The sequence below is a fragment of the Arthrobacter sp. MPF02 genome (assembly GCF_046605375.1).
Classification (GTDB): domain Bacteria; phylum Actinomycetota; class Actinomycetes; order Actinomycetales; family Micrococcaceae; genus Arthrobacter.
This window is the reverse complement of record NZ_CP176772.1, coordinates 822,031-838,505: the sequence shown is the minus strand read 5'-3', so window position 1 is coordinate 838,505 and position 16,475 is coordinate 822,031. Positions and strand designations below refer to the sequence as shown.

The 16,475-nt window shown below is 66.0% G+C and carries 17 protein-coding genes; 4 read left to right on the top strand and 13 right to left on the bottom strand.

Features of this window, described 5'->3' with window-relative positions:
- The first annotated feature begins 26 nt into the window (after window positions 1-26).
- The gene (locus ACLH0K_RS04075) at window positions 27-1,814 is read left to right on the top strand and encodes a thiamine pyrophosphate-requiring protein (RefSeq protein WP_411375570.1); all 1,788 of its coding nucleotides are present in this window, start codon (window positions 27-29) and stop codon (window positions 1,812-1,814) included.
- 6 nt (window positions 1,815-1,820) lie between these two features.
- Here the strand turns inward: ACLH0K_RS04075 and ACLH0K_RS04070 are convergent, their stop codons facing one another.
- From ACLH0K_RS04070 to ACLH0K_RS04035, 8 genes are all read right to left on the bottom strand, one after another.
- A complete protein-coding gene (locus ACLH0K_RS04070) occupies window positions 1,821-2,177 on the bottom strand; it encodes a barstar family protein (RefSeq protein ID WP_411375569.1) in 357 nt (118 codons plus the stop codon).
- An 8-nt stretch (window positions 2,178-2,185) separates the two neighbouring features.
- Window positions 2,186-2,674 (bottom strand): ribonuclease domain-containing protein, encoded by a 489-nt coding sequence (locus ACLH0K_RS04065; protein WP_411375568.1) that lies wholly within the window; start codon window positions 2,672-2,674, stop codon window positions 2,186-2,188.
- A gap of 11 nt (window positions 2,675-2,685) precedes the next feature.
- Window positions 2,686-4,800: a glycogen debranching protein GlgX gene (gene glgX / locus ACLH0K_RS04060; protein WP_411375567.1), complete on the bottom strand. Its 2,115-nt coding sequence runs from the start codon at window positions 4,798-4,800 to the stop codon at window positions 2,686-2,688.
- A 79-nt stretch (window positions 4,801-4,879) separates the two neighbouring features.
- Window positions 4,880-5,869, bottom strand: a complete 990-nt coding sequence (gene rlmB / locus ACLH0K_RS04055) for a 23S rRNA (guanosine(2251)-2'-O)-methyltransferase RlmB (RefSeq protein WP_411375566.1) — start codon at window positions 5,867-5,869, stop codon at window positions 4,880-4,882.
- A gap of 99 nt (window positions 5,870-5,968) precedes the next feature.
- Window positions 5,969-7,423, bottom strand: a complete 1,455-nt coding sequence (cysS, locus tag ACLH0K_RS04050) for a cysteine--tRNA ligase (protein ID WP_411375565.1) — start codon at window positions 7,421-7,423, stop codon at window positions 5,969-5,971.
- Between the two features lie 9 nt (window positions 7,424-7,432).
- Window positions 7,433-7,948, bottom strand: a complete 516-nt coding sequence (ispF, locus tag ACLH0K_RS04045; RefSeq protein WP_411375564.1) for a 2-C-methyl-D-erythritol 2,4-cyclodiphosphate synthase — start codon at window positions 7,946-7,948, stop codon at window positions 7,433-7,435.
- Window positions 7,949-7,950: 2 nt separating this feature from the next.
- Window positions 7,951-8,733, bottom strand: coding sequence for a 2-C-methyl-D-erythritol 4-phosphate cytidylyltransferase (ispD, locus tag ACLH0K_RS04040; RefSeq protein ID WP_411375563.1), 783 nt, complete (start codon window positions 8,731-8,733; stop codon window positions 7,951-7,953).
- A 126-nt stretch (window positions 8,734-8,859) separates the two neighbouring features.
- Complete coding sequence (locus tag ACLH0K_RS04035; RefSeq protein ID WP_009357288.1) at window positions 8,860-9,342, bottom strand: CarD family transcriptional regulator; 483 nt, start codon at window positions 9,340-9,342, stop codon at window positions 8,860-8,862.
- A 256-nt stretch (window positions 9,343-9,598) separates the two neighbouring features.
- Here ACLH0K_RS04035 and ACLH0K_RS04030 point away from each other — a divergent pair, with 256 nt between their 5' ends.
- A complete protein-coding gene (locus ACLH0K_RS04030; protein ID WP_370281368.1) occupies window positions 9,599-10,153 on the top strand; it encodes a hypothetical protein in 555 nt (184 codons plus the stop codon).
- 97 nt (window positions 10,154-10,250) lie between these two features.
- On the opposite strand, the gene ACLH0K_RS04025 is transcribed toward ACLH0K_RS04030, so the two are convergent.
- Both ACLH0K_RS04025 and ACLH0K_RS04020 read right to left on the bottom strand, forming a co-directional pair.
- A complete protein-coding gene (locus ACLH0K_RS04025) occupies window positions 10,251-10,931 on the bottom strand; it encodes a response regulator (protein ID WP_411375562.1) in 681 nt (226 codons plus the stop codon).
- Window positions 10,928-12,175, bottom strand: a complete 1,248-nt coding sequence (locus ACLH0K_RS04020; RefSeq protein WP_411376399.1) for a sensor histidine kinase — start codon at window positions 12,173-12,175, stop codon at window positions 10,928-10,930. The genes ACLH0K_RS04025 and ACLH0K_RS04020 overlap by 4 nt, the downstream gene beginning before the upstream one ends.
- Before the next feature lie 205 nt (window positions 12,176-12,380).
- On the opposite strand from ACLH0K_RS04020, the gene phoU reads away from it, so the two are divergent.
- Window positions 12,381-13,043, top strand: coding sequence for a phosphate signaling complex protein PhoU (phoU, locus tag ACLH0K_RS04015; protein ID WP_411375561.1), 663 nt, complete (start codon window positions 12,381-12,383; stop codon window positions 13,041-13,043).
- Between the two features lie 137 nt (window positions 13,044-13,180).
- On the opposite strand, the gene ACLH0K_RS04010 is transcribed toward phoU, so the two are convergent.
- Window positions 13,181-13,927, bottom strand: coding sequence for a phosphoglyceromutase (locus ACLH0K_RS04010; RefSeq protein ID WP_411375560.1), 747 nt, complete (start codon window positions 13,925-13,927; stop codon window positions 13,181-13,183).
- A gap of 86 nt (window positions 13,928-14,013) precedes the next feature.
- Between ACLH0K_RS04010 and ACLH0K_RS04005 the strand changes: the two genes are divergently transcribed.
- The gene (locus tag ACLH0K_RS04005; RefSeq protein ID WP_411375559.1) at window positions 14,014-14,859 is read left to right on the top strand and encodes a class I SAM-dependent methyltransferase; all 846 of its coding nucleotides are present in this window, start codon (window positions 14,014-14,016) and stop codon (window positions 14,857-14,859) included.
- Between the two features lie 54 nt (window positions 14,860-14,913).
- Here the strand turns inward: ACLH0K_RS04005 and ACLH0K_RS04000 are convergent, their stop codons facing one another.
- Both ACLH0K_RS04000 and ACLH0K_RS03995 read right to left on the bottom strand, forming a co-directional pair.
- A complete protein-coding gene (locus tag ACLH0K_RS04000; RefSeq protein ID WP_138139267.1) occupies window positions 14,914-15,267 on the bottom strand; it encodes a DUF2516 family protein in 354 nt (117 codons plus the stop codon).
- Between the two features lie 9 nt (window positions 15,268-15,276).
- Window positions 15,277-16,467, bottom strand: a complete 1,191-nt coding sequence (locus ACLH0K_RS03995) for a trans-sulfuration enzyme family protein (protein WP_411375558.1) — start codon at window positions 16,465-16,467, stop codon at window positions 15,277-15,279.
- Window positions 16,468-16,475: the final 8 nt, after the last annotated feature.

Sequence of the window (16,475 nt, the reverse complement as noted above, 5' to 3'; positions counted from 1 at the left end):
AGGCAGCACCGAGTACAGGGGATTCCATGACCGAACGTACAGTGTCCGACGTAATCGTGGACAGGCTCGGCGCCTGGGGCGTGGAGCGGGTTTTCGGCTACAGCGGTGACGGGATCAACGGCTTTATGGGTGCGCTGCGGCGTGCCGGCGGCAGGGTCGAGTTCGTCCAGGCCCGCCACGAGGAGACCGCAGCCTTCATGGCTGTTGGCCACGCCAAGTACACCGGCGGCGTGGGAGTGGTCACCTCCACCCAGGGCCCGGGCGCCGTCCACCTCCTCAACGGACTGTACGACGCGAAGCTGGACAGTGTTCCGGTGGTGGCGATCGTGGGTCAGCAAAGCCGGACGGTGCTGGGTTCTGCGTACATGCAGGAGATCGACCTCAGCAACCTGTTCAAGGACGTGGCGTCCCAGTTCGTCCAGCTGGTAAGCGCCCCGGAGCAGGTTCCCATGGTCCTGGACCGGGCGTTCCGTACCGCCAAGGCCACCTCGTCACCCTGCGTGGTCATTGTCCCGCACGATATCCAATCAGCGCCCGCGCCGGAGCTGGAACAGCAACACGGCATCGTCGTCACGGCGCCGTCCTGGAGTTCGGCCGCAAAGACCCCGCGGGAACAGGACCTGGATGCTGCCGCTGCCCTCCTGAACTCCTCTGAGAGGGTGGCCCTGCTGGTGGGCCAGGGGGCCCGGCACGCAGCCAGGGAGGTGGTGGCCGTCGCCGAGAAGCTCGGTGCCGGCATTGCCACGAGCCTGCTGGGCAAACCGTATGTGGACGAGACGCTGCCCTTCGCCGTCGGAACCATGGGACACCTCGGCACTACCGCCAGCGCGCATCTGCTGGGCAACTGCGACGCCCTCCTGATCGTTGGATCCAATGATCCGTGGACCGAGTTCTACCCGCCGCCCGGCGCGGCCCGTGCCGTCCAGATCGACATCGACGAAAAGAAGATCGGGAACCGCTACCCGGTGGAGGTGGGCCTGGCCGGAGACGCCGCGTCCGCCCTCGCCGCGCTGGACAGCAAGCTGGAGCACCGGACCCGCCGGGAGTGGCGTGCTGACGTGGAGCACGAAGTCAGCCGCTGGCGCATCCTCGCGGCCGACCGTGCCGCCGTGCCTGCCTCGCCGGTAAATCCGGAGCGTGTGGTCCGGGAGCTCAACGGCAGGCTCCCCGGGAACGCCCAGCTGAGTGTCGACGTCGGAAGCTGCGTCTACTGGTATGCCCGGCAGCTGGTCCTGCCGCCGGATGTGCCCGCCCATCTTTCCGGGACGCTGGCAAGCATGGGCTGTTCGATCCCGTACGGGCTGGCCGCCAAGCTTGCGCACCCCGACCGTCCCCTGGTGGCGTTGGCCGGGGACGGCGCGATGCAGATGGCTGGGGTAGCAGAACTTGCCACGGTGGCGCACCGCTGGCGGCAGTGGCGTGACCCGCGGTTCGTGGTGTGCGTTTTCAACAACCGGGAACTGACGGAAGTCACCTGGGAACAGCGGGAGTCCGAAGGCGAGCCGCGGTTCGCAGCAAGCCAGGAACTGCCCGACTTCCCGTTCGCCGGCTACGCCGAACTGCTCGGCCTGACGGGCATCCGCGTGGAGGATCCGGAGCTTTTGGGCGACGCATGGGAGCAGGCGTTTGCCGCGGACCGGCCCGTGGTGATCGAGGTGCTGACCGATCCCGAGATCCCGCTCCTGCCTCCGTTCCCGGCGGGAAAGGAAAAGGCGGAGAGTATGCGGAAAGGACTTGCGGCAGAGGACGACGGCGGCCGCGCGGCCGGGCTGCTGGACACCTACCTGTCGCACGAGGAACGCCCCGGGCAGTAGCTCCCGCTAGAGCAGGACGGCGGCGACGGCCAGGTCCTTTCCGGCGTAGCTCTCGGCATCCTGGAGGATTTCGCAGATGACCCCGAAGGACCGGTCGCTCCGGAACTGCGCGGCAACCTGCCAGAGCAGGGTGACCGGGGGGTTGCCGTTGTCCATGATGGCGTCGGCGAAATCGTGCAGGGAGTCGTTGAGGGCGTCGAGGTTCACGCCGTAGTGTTCGGGAAAGCTGAGGACCTCGCCGAAGGTCTCCAGCACCGCGCGCTTGCCCTCGGCAGGAGGGACCACCAGGCTTCGGCGTCCGGCGTCAGCCACCTGCTCCTGCAGTTCCTCGAGTGTCCAGGTATCGCCGGAGTAGATCTTCATTGGTGTGCCTAGCTGCCTTCCGCTATGAACTTGAACGATTCGTAATGGTCTTCGGTGTAGTACTTCTCGCCGCCGCCACCGGCAACGATGCGCCGGGCTCCCCTGTCCGGCTCGCCCGGCGTGGGGACGGTGTATTCGCGGTAGTATCCCCGGTCCCGCCGCGGCAGGATGCGTTCGAAGTTGCCGAACGTCTTGTCATCCTGGCTGTACTGGTAAGGCCCGCCCGCCCGGATGAGCGACAGGACCCTCCGCCCCTCCGCCGGCAGTTCCGACTCCCGGATAGCGGGAAGCCCGGAGGGGTTGTCCGCCGCCGGTGCCGGGGCTGCCGGCGCCGGCCCGGACGGTGCGGTGCTGCCCGGTGCTGCCGCGGCGCTGGAAGGAGGTGCCGGCGTCGTGGTGTCCGCCAGCTGGCCCAGCAGGTTTGACCCGCCAAAGGCCAGCAGGGCCAGGACCACGAGCGCGCTCAGCAGCAGTGGCAGGAGGGAACGGTTGCGCAATCTGGAAGTCCCTAGGTGCGGTAGATGCTGATGGAGTTGGCTTCGGCAAGGTCGGTCTCCCCGGAAACGGCCACTCCGCCTTGCCGCAGTTCGTGCAGCGGCGAGGTGGTCAGCCGCAGTTCGAAGGTGCGCGGGGCGGTGCCTGGGCCGGTGACCCGGGGCAAAGTGATCTGGACGTCCGAGGCGCTCCCGTTGACGACTATCAGGCCCGCCAGGGCGCCGTTGTCGGATCCGAGGAGGAGCTGGACCACGCGGTTCCGCGGATCGTTCCAGCGCTCGAGGGACATGGGCTCACCGTTTTGGTCGAACCAGTAGAGGTAGGACTGCTCGTCCCGTACCGGAAAGTCGTGGGGCTGGGCTGCCAGGAATTCCTTGCGGAGCCGGATGTAGCGTTTGGTGCTGCGCAGCATCTCGTGGGATTCCGGGGTCCGGGTCCAGTCCACCCAGGTGATGGGGTTGTCCTGGCAGTATGCGTTGTTGTTCCCCTGCTGCGTCCTTGCCAGTTCATCGCCGGCGGTGATCATGGGTACGCCGAGGGAAATCAGCAGTGACGCCATCAAGTTCCGGCGTGACTGGGCACGCCTGGCAAGAATCCCGCCGTCCTCGGTGGGCCCTTCCACTCCGTGGTTGTAGCTGCGGTTGTCGCCGTGGCCGTCGCGGTTCTGCTCACCGTTTGCCTCGTTGTGCTTCCGGTCGAAGGACACGAGGTCATTGAGGGTGAAGCCGTCATGCGCTGTGACGTAGTTGATGGAGGCCAGCCGGGAGCGTCCGGAGGCCTGGAAGAGGGCAGCGGAACCGGCCAATGAATCGGCAAGCTTGGACACAGATCCGCCCTGGCCGCCGTTCTCGATGGCCAGCCGGTCCGCGAGCCAGAAGGAACGGAGCGAATCGCGGAAATGGTCGTTCCAGTCCGCCCAGCCGGGCGGGAACCGGCCGGTCTGCCATCCGCCGTAGCCTATGTCCCACGGTTCAGCGATCAATTTCACGTCGGAGAGCACGGGGTCCGCCGCGATGTCGATCAGGAACCGGTGGCGGGGATCGAACTCGTTGTTGCCGTTGCGGCAGAGGGTGACTGCCAAGTCGAAGCGGAAGCCGTCGATATGGAACTCGTCCACCCAGTACCGGAGCGAGTCCAGGACAAGCTGGACGACCTTGGGCTCGGCGAAATTGAGGCTGTTGCCGCAACCCGTGGTGTCCACGTACTTGCCGTGCCCGTCGGTCCGGTAGTAGGCGGCCTCCCCCAGTCCGCGGAAACTCACGGTCTGGCCGTCCGGGCCGCCTTCGGCAGTGTGGTTGTAGACCACGTCCAGGATGACTTCCAGCCCGGCGGCGTGAAGTGCTTTGACCATACCCTTGAATTCGTCCTGTACCGCCTGCGGTCCGGACTCCTGTGCGGCACGGGTGGCATAGGCCGGGTGCGGGGCGAAGAACGCCGCGGTGTTGTAGCCCCAGTAGTTGGTCAGTCCCAGGTCCTGCAGGTGGGGTTCATCGATGTGGAAGTGCACCGGAAGCAGTTGCACCGCCGTGACGCCGAGGCCTTTGAGGTGCTCAACGACGGCGGGGTGCGCAAAGCCGGCGTAGGTGCCGCGCAGCTCGGCCGGCACATCCGGGTGGAGCATGGTCTGCCCGCGCACGTGTGCTTCGTAGATGATGGTGTCGCGCCACTTCAGGCGCAGGCGTTCATCGCCCGCCCAGTCGAAGTCGCCCGCCATCCGCACGTTGGCAAGAAAACCGTCGCACTCGTCGACCGCGCGGCCGTAGGGGTCGAGCAGCAGCGGCTGCCCGCCGTCGTCGTCCGCTTCTTCCCTGGCGGGCACGGCGGGCGGCAGGGCCTGCGCAGCTGCTGTGGGCCGGAAGCCGTACCGTGAACCGTACGGCAGGCCTTCGACGATGCCGTGGTGGACGCCGCCGGTGATGTTGGGCAGCGCCTGGACGCGCCACTTTCCGCCGGGGGCACGGTAGGCGATTTCGAGGCTGGCGACACCCGGGGCGTAGCAGGCCACGTTCACCCGGCCGCCGGGACTTTGCGGGGGCCTGCCGGAATCCGCGCGCGGAACGCTGACACCGAGGGGAACTGCCGATGAGGCGTCCATGGTGGAAGCGGTGTCGAAAAGCGGCATGACCATCACCTAAATAGTAGCGGCCATCGCCGCCTGACCTGCCGCGACGCCGGCTGTGTGACGCTGGCCCCGCAGGTCCGCGGCCTTACTTCGTTGCGCGCTGGCGGGAAACCTCGTAGAGGGAGATGCCAACGGCCATGGAGGCGTTCAGCGATTCCATCGCCGAATCGATCGGAATGGAGACGATCTGGTCGCAGTTTTCCCGGACCAGGCGGCTCAGTCCCTTGCCCTCGGAACCGACCACGATGCACACGGGCTCGGTGGCCAGGGTGAGGTCCGGCAGCGAAACGTCACCGTCGGCGTCGAGGCCCAGGACGAAGATGCCCATGTTCTTGAACTGCTTGAGTGCACTGTTGAGGTTTGAGGCACGGGCGACGGGCACGCGGACAGCAGCGCCGGCGCTGGTCTTCCAGGCTGACGCGGTGACGCCCACGGATCGGCGCTCGGGGACGATGACGCCGTGGCCGCTGAAGGCGGAGACCGAACGGATAATAGCGCCGAGGTTGCGGGGATCGGTGATCCCGTCAAGGGCAACAAACAGCGGAGCATTGCCGATGTGGCCCTTCTTCCACTTCGCCACCGTTTCCTCGGCCAGCTCGTACGCGTCGGCATAGTCATAGGGCGGAATCTGGAGGACCAGCCCCTGGTGGACGGCGTCATCGGTCATCCGGTCCAGCTCGGGCTTTCCGGTTTCGAGCAGCGGGATGCCGCGCTCGGCCGCGAGCTTGAGGGACTCCTTGACCCGGTCGTCCATCTCGATCCGGATGGCGACGTGCAGGGCCTTGGCGGGGATGCCGGCGCGGAGCGCCTCCACCACGGAGTTGCGGCCGGTAACGACTTCCTCCGTTGCCCGGCCTTTGGGTCCGGACTTGCCCGCTCCTGCGCTGCGGGCACCGGCGTTGCGCTTCGCGGCGGACCGCTCGGCGAGCTGCTTGGCCTTGTGGGCCTTGTGGTAGACGCGGTCCTCAGCCTTGGGCGTGGGGCCCTTGCCTTCCAGGGCCTTGCGGCCGTGGCCGCCGGTTCCGACGGTTGGGCCCTTCTTCGCTTTAACCGACCGGCGACCATTGTTGGCCATGATGTTCCACCCTTGATTGTTTCGACTGAATCTGCCTACCAGTCTATCGACCCGGAAAAAATCGGGTGACCGGGTGGAAAGGGGCCGCGCCCGCCCGGGCTAGTCGCGCTTCAGGCTCCAGGAGGCGCCGTCCGGGCCGTCCTCGACCACAATCCCGGCGTCCTTCAGGGTGTCCCTGATGGCGTCCGAGGCCGCCCAGTCCTTGTTGGACCGCGCTGTTGCCCTGGCTGCCAACTGGGCCTCGACCAGGACAGCGAGGGCTTCCGCCTCCCTGGTGCCGGCCGCCCCGGACCCGCCTACGGCGTTGAGTCCGAGGACCTCGGTCATGGTGGCGACGGCGGCCATCGCCTTCCGGGCGGAGTCGTCGTCTCCGTCAGCGAGGGCCGTGTTGCCGGCACGGACCGTCTCGTGCAGGGCCGCCAGCGCGCGGGGCACATTCAGGTCGTCGTCCATTGCCTCCGCGAAGGCTGTAAGGCTTTCGGCGGGGCTGCCGTCCAGTGCGACGTCGTGGCCGAACCGCGCTGCCCCCTTCGCCAGGAAACCATCAATGCGTTCGACGGCGGCCCCGGCCTCCTGGAGGGAGGTGGGGCGGTAGTCCAGGACTGAGCGGTAGTGCGCCTGCCCGAGGTAGTAGCGGACCACACGGGGCGGAGCCAGTTCCAGCATTTCGGCGGGGCTGATGGTGTTTCCCACGGACTTGGACATTTTTTCGCCCTCGTAGGTAACCATCCCGTTGTGCATCCAGAAGCTGGCGAACTGGTGTCCCGCAGCCTGCGACTGCGCCATCTCGTTCTCGTGGTGCGGGAACCGCAGGTCCAGGCCGCCGCCGTGGAAATCAAACTCGGTGCCGAGGTACTTGGTGACCATGGCGGAGCATTCGAGGTGCCAGCCGGGGCGGCCTGCTCCCCAGGGGGAAGCCCAGCTCGCCGTGGCGGGTTCGCCCTCCTTGGAACCTTTCCACAGGGCGAAGTCGCGGGGGTCCTTCTTTCCGCGGGGATCGGCGTCAGGAGCGGCCTGCATGTCGTCGATGTTCTGCCGGGTCAGGGCCCCGTACTTGCTCCAGGACCGGACGTCGAAGTAGACGTCGCCGGAGCCGTCCAGCGCCGGGTAGGCGTGGCCGCGGTCCATCAACTGCTGGATGAGTGCATGCATTTCCGGGATGTGCCCGGTGGCGCGGGGCTCATAGGTGGGCCGGGAAACACCCAAGGTGTCGTAGGCCTTCAGGAATTCCTGTTCGTAGCGGTAGGCGAGGGCCCACCATTCCTCCCGGGGCACCTCCCCCGGTTCCGGCGAGAAGTCCGGCGCGAACGATGCCTCCGATTTGGCCAGGATTTTGTCGTCGATATCCGTGACATTCCGGACGACGGTTACCCGGTAGCCCCGGTAGGACAGCCAGCGGGTCAGCTGGTCAAAGGCGATGGCCGAGCGGATGTGGCCTACGTGCGGCATGCCCTGCACGGTGGCCCCGCAGTAGTACAGGCTGGCCTTGCCCTCGATCAGGGGAACGAAGTCCCGGACTTCGGCGGAGGCTGTGTCATAGAAGCGCAGGGTCACCGCTCCAGACTAGCCGATGGCGCCGGAGGGCCGCGGGTAGACCAGGGCGGTGGCAACCGCGGAGATGCCTTCACCGCGTCCGGTGAATCCCAGGCGGTCGCTGGTGGTGGCCGTGACGCTGACCGGCGCGTCCGCGGCGTCGCTGAGGACCTGCTGCGATTCCTCCCGCCGCGGACCAAACTTGGGCCGGTTGGCGACGAACTGGACAGCTACGTTGCCGATCTCGAACCCGGCGGCACGGACGATCCGTGCCGCTTCAGCCAAAAGTGCAACGCCGGAAGCGCCGGCAAATTCAGGCCTGTCCGTACCGAAGTGGGTGCCCAGGTCTCCGATGCCGGCTGCCGAAAACAGCGCATCCGCTGCGGCGTGAGCCACGGGGTCGCCATCGGAGTGGCCGGCGAGGCCGCGCTCACCAGGCCAAAGCAGTCCGCCCAGCCACAAGGGGCGGTCTGCATCGTCGGCGGCGTAAGCGTGGACATCCAGGCCGATGCCGGTACGGGGGATGATCATGTACGGGTTTGCCATGTTTAGCCTTCCACCCACCGGGCGCCGAGCGGGCCTTCGAGCAGGCCTTCGGCGAGGATCAGGTCCAGCGGCGTAGTGATCTTCAAGGACTGCGTGGAACCTCGGACCACGTGGACCGCCGTGCCGGTCATCTCCACCAGCATGGCGTCGTCAGTGATGGCTGCCGCTTGCCCGGAGTCAAAGGCCAGTGCTGCCTGGTGCGCCTCCTGCAGCGTGTTGGTCCGGAATCCCTGCGGTGTCTGCACGGCCCGCAGGTTCTCCCTGGGCGCAGTTCCGGTGACCACTTCCGGAGCCAGCGCTGCGTCTCCGTTAGACGTTGGCGCGACGGTCTTGACTGTATCCACAACAGGGATGGCAGGAATGACAGCATGGGCACCGGCCGCGAGTGCGTCGGTAACGCGGTGGAAGACAGCTTCGGGCGCCAAAGCGCGGGCGGCGTCATGGACCAGGACGGCGTCCGTCCCCTCCATCAAGGCATCCAGCCCCGCCCGGACGGACTCTGCCCGGGTGGCGCCGCCGTCGACAATGGTGAGTAACGGGCCGCCGTCGGCAAGTTCGTCCCTGAAGTCGTCGCACTGGCGGCGCAGGCCGTCATGGCCCGCCGGCAGCGCAATGCACACCTGGCTGGCGATTCCGGACGCAACGATGCCGCGGAGGGCATGCATCAGGATGGACTCCCCGCCCAGCGGGACCGCCGCCTTGGGCATGCCATACCCGAGCCGCTGCCCGGAACCTGCCGCCACCAGGATCACCGCGGTGACCAGGCGCTTAGCTGTTTCGCTCATGCGGACTAGCCTACGTCCCTGCGCTCCCTCATGCCGGAACCTGCCACGACGGGGCAGCGGGCAGGGCATGATGCCAAGGCAAAAAAGAAGCCCCGGCTGCACTTTCGTGCCGCCGGGGTTCAATTCTTAGGAAGCCAAAACCTCGTCGAGAACGCTTGCCGCCTTCTCTTCGTCGGTCTTTTCGGCCAGCGCCAGTTCTGAAATCAGAATCTGCCGGGCCTTGGCCAGCATTCGCTTTTCGCCTGCGGAAAGGCCCCGGTCGTGATCGCGGCGCCACAGGTCACGGACGACCTCTGCGACCTTGATGACGTCACCGGAAGCAAGCTTCTCCAGATTTGCCTTGTACCTTCGCGACCAGTTGGTGGGCTCTTCGGTGAACTCGGCGCGAAGCACATCAAATACGTGCTCCAGGCCATCCTTGCCCACTACGTCCCGGACCCCAACAAGGTCAACGTTTTCTGCTGGAACTTCAATGGTCAGATCACCCTGAGCCACCTTGAGCTTGAGATACATTTTCTCTTCGCCCTTGATGGTGCGCATCTTGATTTCTTCAATCTTCGCAGCACCGTGGTGAGGGTAAACTACTGTCTCGCCGACCTCAAATACCATGTGGACATTTCCCCTTTCCCGCAGACCAGTTTATCACGATGCAGGCATATGACCGGCCGCGGAATGGCCCCAGAACCGCATAAATACGCGGAAAATAGGCCAAAACAACCCCCATGGACCCCTTGACGGATGCGGATAATAGTGCATCCCCGGGGTGCTGCCAAGGTCCGTGTGACGCCCCCGAATCCTCGTTTGGGGGCCTTTCTGGATAAGCTATGCCTGAATAATGTTTCAAGACTCTCGAGGAGTACGTGACGTGCGTTCCACTGCGATGAACCGGGCCCTGCGCGGCAAACTGGCGCTGACGGCTGCCGCCCTTGGCGTCGGACTGCTGGCGTCAGGCTGTAGCGTCAACAATTCCCAGCAGACAACTGCCCAGTACCAGCAGTCGGACGGAATCAACACCGAGGTCGGTCCGCTCGAGCTGCGCAACATGATGATCGTTTCCGCAGGCGAGGACCAGCCCGGCCGCGTCATCGGCGCCGTCTACAACTCCTCCTCCGAAGATGTGAAGCTCACGGTCAACGGCGCCGAAGGCTCGCAGACTGAGGTTCCCGTCAAGGCCAACTCCTACACCCTCCTGAACGAAAGCTCGGATGAAGCCATCCTGAGCACCACCGGCGATGTTCCGGGTTCACTGGTTGACATCACGATCACCGAGGACGCCACCAACGTCAGCAGCACGGTCAAATTCCCCGTCCTCGACGCAACCCTGCCCGAGTACAAGGAATACCTGCCGGCCGGCAGCACCCAGTCGCCGTCCCCCACCCCGTCCCCGACGGCCTCGGAACTCGGCGGCTCGAACCACTAGGCCAGGCGCAACAAACACATAACAGGAGGGAGGGGCCGCGGCCCCTCCCTCCTGTTATGTCCGGCGTCCTGCTATGCCACCAAGCGGCAGGCTCCGGTCACGGTTCGAATTTGTACCCCAGGCCGCGGACGGTCACGAGATACCGGGGCGCGGAGGGGTCGGGTTCAATCTTGCCGCGAAGTCGCTTGACGTGGACGTCCAGCGTCTTGGTGTCGCCCACGTAGTCGGAGCCCCATACGCGGTCGATCAGCTGGCCGCGGGTGAGCACCCGGCCGGAGTTGCGCAGCAGCATTTCGAGGAGTTCGAATTCCTTGAGGGGAAGCAGGACCTGTTCCCCGTCCACGCTCACCACGTGCCGTTCAATGTCCATCCGGACCGGGCCTGCATGCACGGTGGATGAGATGAGTTCTTCCGGTTCTCCCTGGCGCCGGAGCACTGCCCGGACCCTGGCCACCAGTTCACGGGACGAGTAAGGCTTGGTGACGTAGTCGTCGGCCCCCAGCTCCAGCCCCACCACTTTGTCGATCTCCGAGTCCTTGGCGGTCAGCATGATGACCGGGACGCTGGAACGCTGGCGGAGCTGCCGGCATACCTCGGTTCCCGACAGTCCGGGGAGCTGCAGGTCCAGCAGCACCAGGTCGGCTCCATTCCGGTCAAACTCGGTGATTGCGTCGAGGCCGTTGTCCACGACCTCCACTTCAAAACCCTCTTTGCCCAGCAAATAGGACAGGGGATCGCTGAACGATTCCTCGTCCTCCACTATCAAGATCCTGCTCAAGCGCTAGCTCCTCGTTCTTTTGCGCCGGCGGCGCGGGGTACCTGGGTGACTGACGGCAGCTCGGCCCGCTGCCCTGCCTGCTCCTGCGCAGGCTGGGCGGCAAGCGGAAGGTCCTCGTCGCCGTCGTGCCCTTCCATCTCGGGAAGGCGGAGGGTGAAGGTGGATCCCTGGCCTGGCTGCGACCAGAGCGTCACCTCGCCACCGTGGTTCGACGCAACATGCTTAACGATGCTCAGGCCCAGCCCGGTTCCACCGGTGTGCCGCGAGCGGGCGGAGTCCACGCGGTAGAAGCGTTCAAAGACCCGCTCCTGGTCCTCGGCGCTGAGGCCTTCCCCCTGGTCCGTCACTGAGATGGAGATCAGGCCGTCCTTTGAACGGACTCCGATGCCCACACGGGTGTTTGCAGGAGAGTAGCGGATGGCGTTGTCGATGAGGTTCCGCAGGGCCGTGACCAGCAGGTCCTGGTCGCCGAAAACCTTCCCCTCAGTGCGGCCGCCCACCACGATGGTGATGTTCTTGCTCTCCGCCGGCAGCTGCGACCGGTCCACCGCGTCCGCGATGACCGCGTTGATGTCCACCGGTCCGCCCTGGGTTGTGACATTGGCTCCCTGCAGCCGGGAAAGCTCGATGATGTCCTGCACCAGGGCCGCGAGACGGCCGGATTCCTTGTGCATGCGCTTGGCAAAACGGCGGACGGCCAGTTCGTCGTCCGCAGAGGATTCGAGTGCCTCGGCCAGAAGCGAGATGGCTCCCACCGGGGTTTTCAGTTCGTGCGAGACGTTGGCCACGAAATCGTTGCGGATTTCCTCGGTGCGGGTGATCTCCGTCCGGTCATCGGCGAGCAGGAGAATGTATTCCTCGCCAAGCATCGCTGCCCGGACCTGGACGATAATGGTCCCCTGCCCCAGCGGACCGCGGGGCAGCTCCAGCTGCTTTTCCAGGATGACGCCATCGCGGCGGACGCCGGCGGTCATGTCCAGCAGTTCCTTGTGGACCACGGTGTGGCCGCGGACCAGGCCATAGGCATAGGCAGCGGGGCTGGCCCGGACCACGCCGTCCACGGCATCCACCACCACAAAAGCCCGTCCGACGACAGCCAGCACCTCGGCCGCGCCCGGCGGCAGCGCGACCTCGTCCGGGTCCACGTCCAGCAGCCGGCGCTGCTTCTCGCTCACCCGGTAGGCAAGCACGCCAAAGGTGCCGAGCGCCAGGCCGACGAGGCCTGCGACCAGGCCGATGAGCATAGGATCCACAGATCCACCTTATGCTCTGGCTGCGGCCGATCCGGCGCGTCCTGCCCCATTGCACGAACGATTCAACTAACGTTCACCTGCACAAGCCTTACCGTTTACCGGATACTGGCAGAGTAACGAGTTGGACTGCCCGCGGGCGACATGATTCCTGCTGCCCTGGTGCGGACCGGCAGGAGTTCAAAGGAAAGGACGCCTAGTGCGTAAGGTTTTTCAGGAAGAGCTCACCCACGTTGGTGAAGAGCTGGTGCAGATCTCCCGGCTGGTCAGCGAAGCAATGGACAAGGCCACCACTTCCTTCGAAGTGGCAGACGTGGACCTCGCACAGGACGTTATTGCGGCCGATGCGCGCATCGACTTCCTGCAGAACAGCCTCGATGAGCGGGCCATCGACATCCTTGCACTGCAGGGCCCGGTAGCGAGCGACCTGCGCATGATCGTCGGTTCCCTGCGCATGAGCGCGTCGCTGGAACGCATGGGCGACCTTGCCCGGCACATCGCCCAGCTGGCCCGCCTCCGCTTCCCGTCAACGGTCATTCCGGCTTCCATGACGGAAACCTTCAAGCAGATGGCCGAACTGGACAAGGTGATCGCGGACAAGGTCACCGTGTTGCTGGAAACCAGGGACCTGGAAGTCGCCCGGGACATCCTCAAGGCGAACACCGCCATCAACGACCTGCATTTGAGCGTCTTCAAGGCCATCGCCGCACCGGAGTGGGCCGAGTCCCCGGCCACCACGGTGGATGTTGCCCTGGCCAGTCGCTACTTCGAGCGGTTCGCCGACCATGGAGTGTCCGTGGCCCAGAAGGTCACCTACCTGGTGACCGGGGCGTGGCAGCCGAACGGCATCGAACACAGCTAACCGCCCGGAGTTTTTGTCCAGATGTGCAGGCTTCCGGGGCGTTGATCCCGGCATATCTGGACAAAAACTTTCAGGGAACGTACGACGGCGGGCTGGTCGCCTCAGGTGACCAGCCCGCCGTCGTACGCGTTAACGCCTTATTTCTTGCCCTGGTTGGCGACCGCCAGGATGGCCTGTTCGGCAGCCTCGGGGTCGAGGTAGGTGCCGCCCGGCTTGACCGGCTGGAAGTCCTCGTCCAAATCGTAGACCAGCGGGATGCCGGTGGGGATGTTCAGGCCGGCAATGGCCTCGTCGCTGATGCCGTCCAGGTGCTTGACCAGCGCGCGCAGGGAGTTGCCGTGGGCGGTGACCAGGACGGTCTTGCCGGCCTTGAGGTCCTCCTTGATGTCCGATTCCCAGTACGGCAGCAGGCGGACCAACACATCCTTGAGGCATTCCGTGCGCGGAAGGGCATCGCCGAGGCCGGCATAGCGCGGGTCATGGGCCTGGGAGAATTCGGAGCTGTCATCCAGGGGCGGCGGCGGGGTGTCGTAGGAGCGCCGCCATTCCATGAACTGTTCCTCGCCGTATTCGGCCAGGGTCTGTGCCTTGTCCTTGCCCTGCAACGCACCGTAATGGCGTTCGTTCAGGCGCCAGTCGCGCTTAACCGGGATCCATCCGCGGTCGGCCTTGTCCAGGGCGATGTTGGCAGTGTTGATGGCCCGCTTCAACAGCGAGGTGTAAAGCACGTCCGGCAGGACGTTGTTCTCCACCAGGAGCTCACCGCCCCGTGCTGCTTCCTCACGGCCCTGGTCGTTAAGGTCGACGTCCACCCATCCGGTGAACAGGTTCTTGGCGTTCCATTCGCTGTGGCCATGGCGCAGCAGAATCAGCTTGTAAGTCATGATTTTCATCCTAGCTGAGCGCTGTTGCGGCCCGCCCAGCGTTACAAACCGGGCCCGTTTCGCTGCCGCGGGGATAAGGTGGGGCGGTGGTGCAAAAGGCTGAACGGGTGACCGCCCCGCAGATCACCGGCAGGAACCCTGCAGGCAGGCAGGGCAGGCCGGTGGGAAACGTTACCCGGGGGACCACGAATCCCAACCGGATGCGCCGGCTGGACCGCTGGCTGACCGGACCGCAGGCCTGGCGCCTTCGCGCCGCCACCGACCCGCTGGTGGTGGACCTTGGCTATGGGGCCACCCCGGCAACCGCCGTCGAACTTTTTGAACGGCTGTCAGCCGTCCGCCCGGATGTCCGGGTGTGCGGCATCGAGATCGAGCCCGAACGCGTGCGCGCTGCCCTTCCCCTGGAGCGGCCGGGGCTCAGCTTCCACGTGGGCGGGTTCGAGCTGCCCGTTCCCGGCCGGCCGGTCCTGGTGCGGGCCTTCAACGTGCTGCGGCAGTACGAGGAGGCGGACGTGGCGGGGATTTGGCAGCTGGTTCAGGGCCGCCTGGCGCCTGACGGGCTGTTCATCGACGGCACGTGCGACGAGATCGGCCGGCGGGTGGCCTGGGTGGCGCTCGACGCCGGGCGGCCCCTGTCGCTGAGCATCTCGGTGCGCTTCGGCAGTTTCACAATGCCGTCTGACGTCGCGGAGCGGCTGCCGAAGGCGCTGATCCACCGCAATGTTCCCGGCGAGCGGGTGCACACGTTTATGCAGGCGATGGACCGCGCCTGGCTGGAAGCTGCACCTTTGGCGTCGTTCGGCAACCGGCAGCGCTGGCAGGGCATGTGCCGGATCTTGCGCGGCGCCGGCTGGCCGGTTCAGGACGGACCCGCGCGGTGGCGGCTCGGGGAGCTGACCGTGGACTGGGAGGCCGTAGCACCGCTGGAATAGAAGGTACGACGGCGGGTTGCCCCCGGCGCTTGCAAGCCCGGGGGAGCATCGTGGTCACCAGGGGCCGTACGGCCCCATGTTGCGGCTGCCGCCGCGGCCGGCGTCCTTGACGGCGGGACGCACGTCGGCGAGGTAGACAGACGCTGCGACCACCGCGGCAAGTCCGAACAGGCCCAGCGTGCCGAAGAAACCGCCGCCGCTGCTGAACAGAGAGATGACGCCGACCAGCGCGGCACCGCCTGTCAGCGCCAGCCAGAAGGTTTTGGTCCTTTTGCCTGTGGCCTCGAAGGCGTTGGCCCGGTGCCGTGCGCAGTCCGCCACGGCCCATAGCTCAAGGCCCAGAGCCACGATGGCAAGGATAAAGAACACTGCCTGTTCAACAGGCCGAATAATTAGTTCAGCGTCCACAGACCAAGCCTAGCCTCCCAGCGTGTCAAGCGCCTGCTTGAGGTCGGCCCAAAGGTCTTCGACGTTTTCGATGCCGACACTCAGGCGGACCAGGTTTTCCGGCACGCTCACCGGTTCCGCGGCGTGCCGGCGCCGGCGTTCGATCAGGGACTCGACTCCCCCGAGCGACGTGGCGGGCAGCCACAGCTGGAGGGCCCGGACCAGCTTGTCTGCAGCGCCGGCGCCGTCCAGCCCGCCGGCAGGGGCTACCTCGATGCAGATGATGGACCCGAATCCGTTCATCTGCGCCTTGGCACGCTTGTGCCCGGGGTCCGTGGCCAGCCCCGGGAACCGGATCGACTCGATGGCGGGGTGCGAGCTGAGCCGCTGCGCCAGGACCGCGGCTGACTGCTGCGACCGTTCCACCCGAAGCGCAAGCGTCCGGAGGCCCCGCAGGGCGAGCCACGCTTCGAAGGGGCCGGCGATGCCGCCATGGATTGTCCTGTTGTGCAGCAGGGCGGAGCGGATGTCCGGGTTGGAGGTGACCAGGGCGCCGAGCACGACGTCGGAATGGCCCGCAAGGTACTTGGTCACCGAGTGAAGGACGACGTCGGAACCCAAGGCCAGCGGCTGCTGCACCAGGGGTGTGGAAAAAGTATTGTCCGTGACCACGATGGCGCCGGCGTCATGCGCGGCGCCGGTCAAGGCAGGGATGTCGGCGATGCCAAGCATGGGATTGGTGGGGCTTTCCAGCCACAGCATGGAAGCCGCCCGCCTGTCGGGGCCGGCCGGCGCGAGCGCTGCCTTGACGGCCTCTGTATCTGCGATGTCCACAGTGCGGAGCTGGACAAACTCCTTCCGGGCCAGTTCCGACGCCATCACTAGGGTGCCCGAATAGCTGTGGGTGGGCATGACCAGCACTCCCCCGGCGGGAATCAACGACAGGGCGGAACTGACCGCAGCCAGGCCGGACGCGTAGAGAAGGCCGGGCAGTTCAGCACCCTCCAGCTGGCCAATCGCCTCTTCGAAAGGATCCCAGGTGGGGTTGGAGTACCGTCCGTAGCCCCGGTCGCCGGTGTCAAGCGCGCCGGTGCCGAAGTAGGTGGAGGAGAGGACGACCGGCGGGTTGACGGGCTGGTCCCGTTCCCGCGGCGGGCGTCCGGCTGCAACCACAACGGTTTCTGCTGACAACCCGGCCGCCTGCTGATCAGAAAGACTCATGGTGAAAG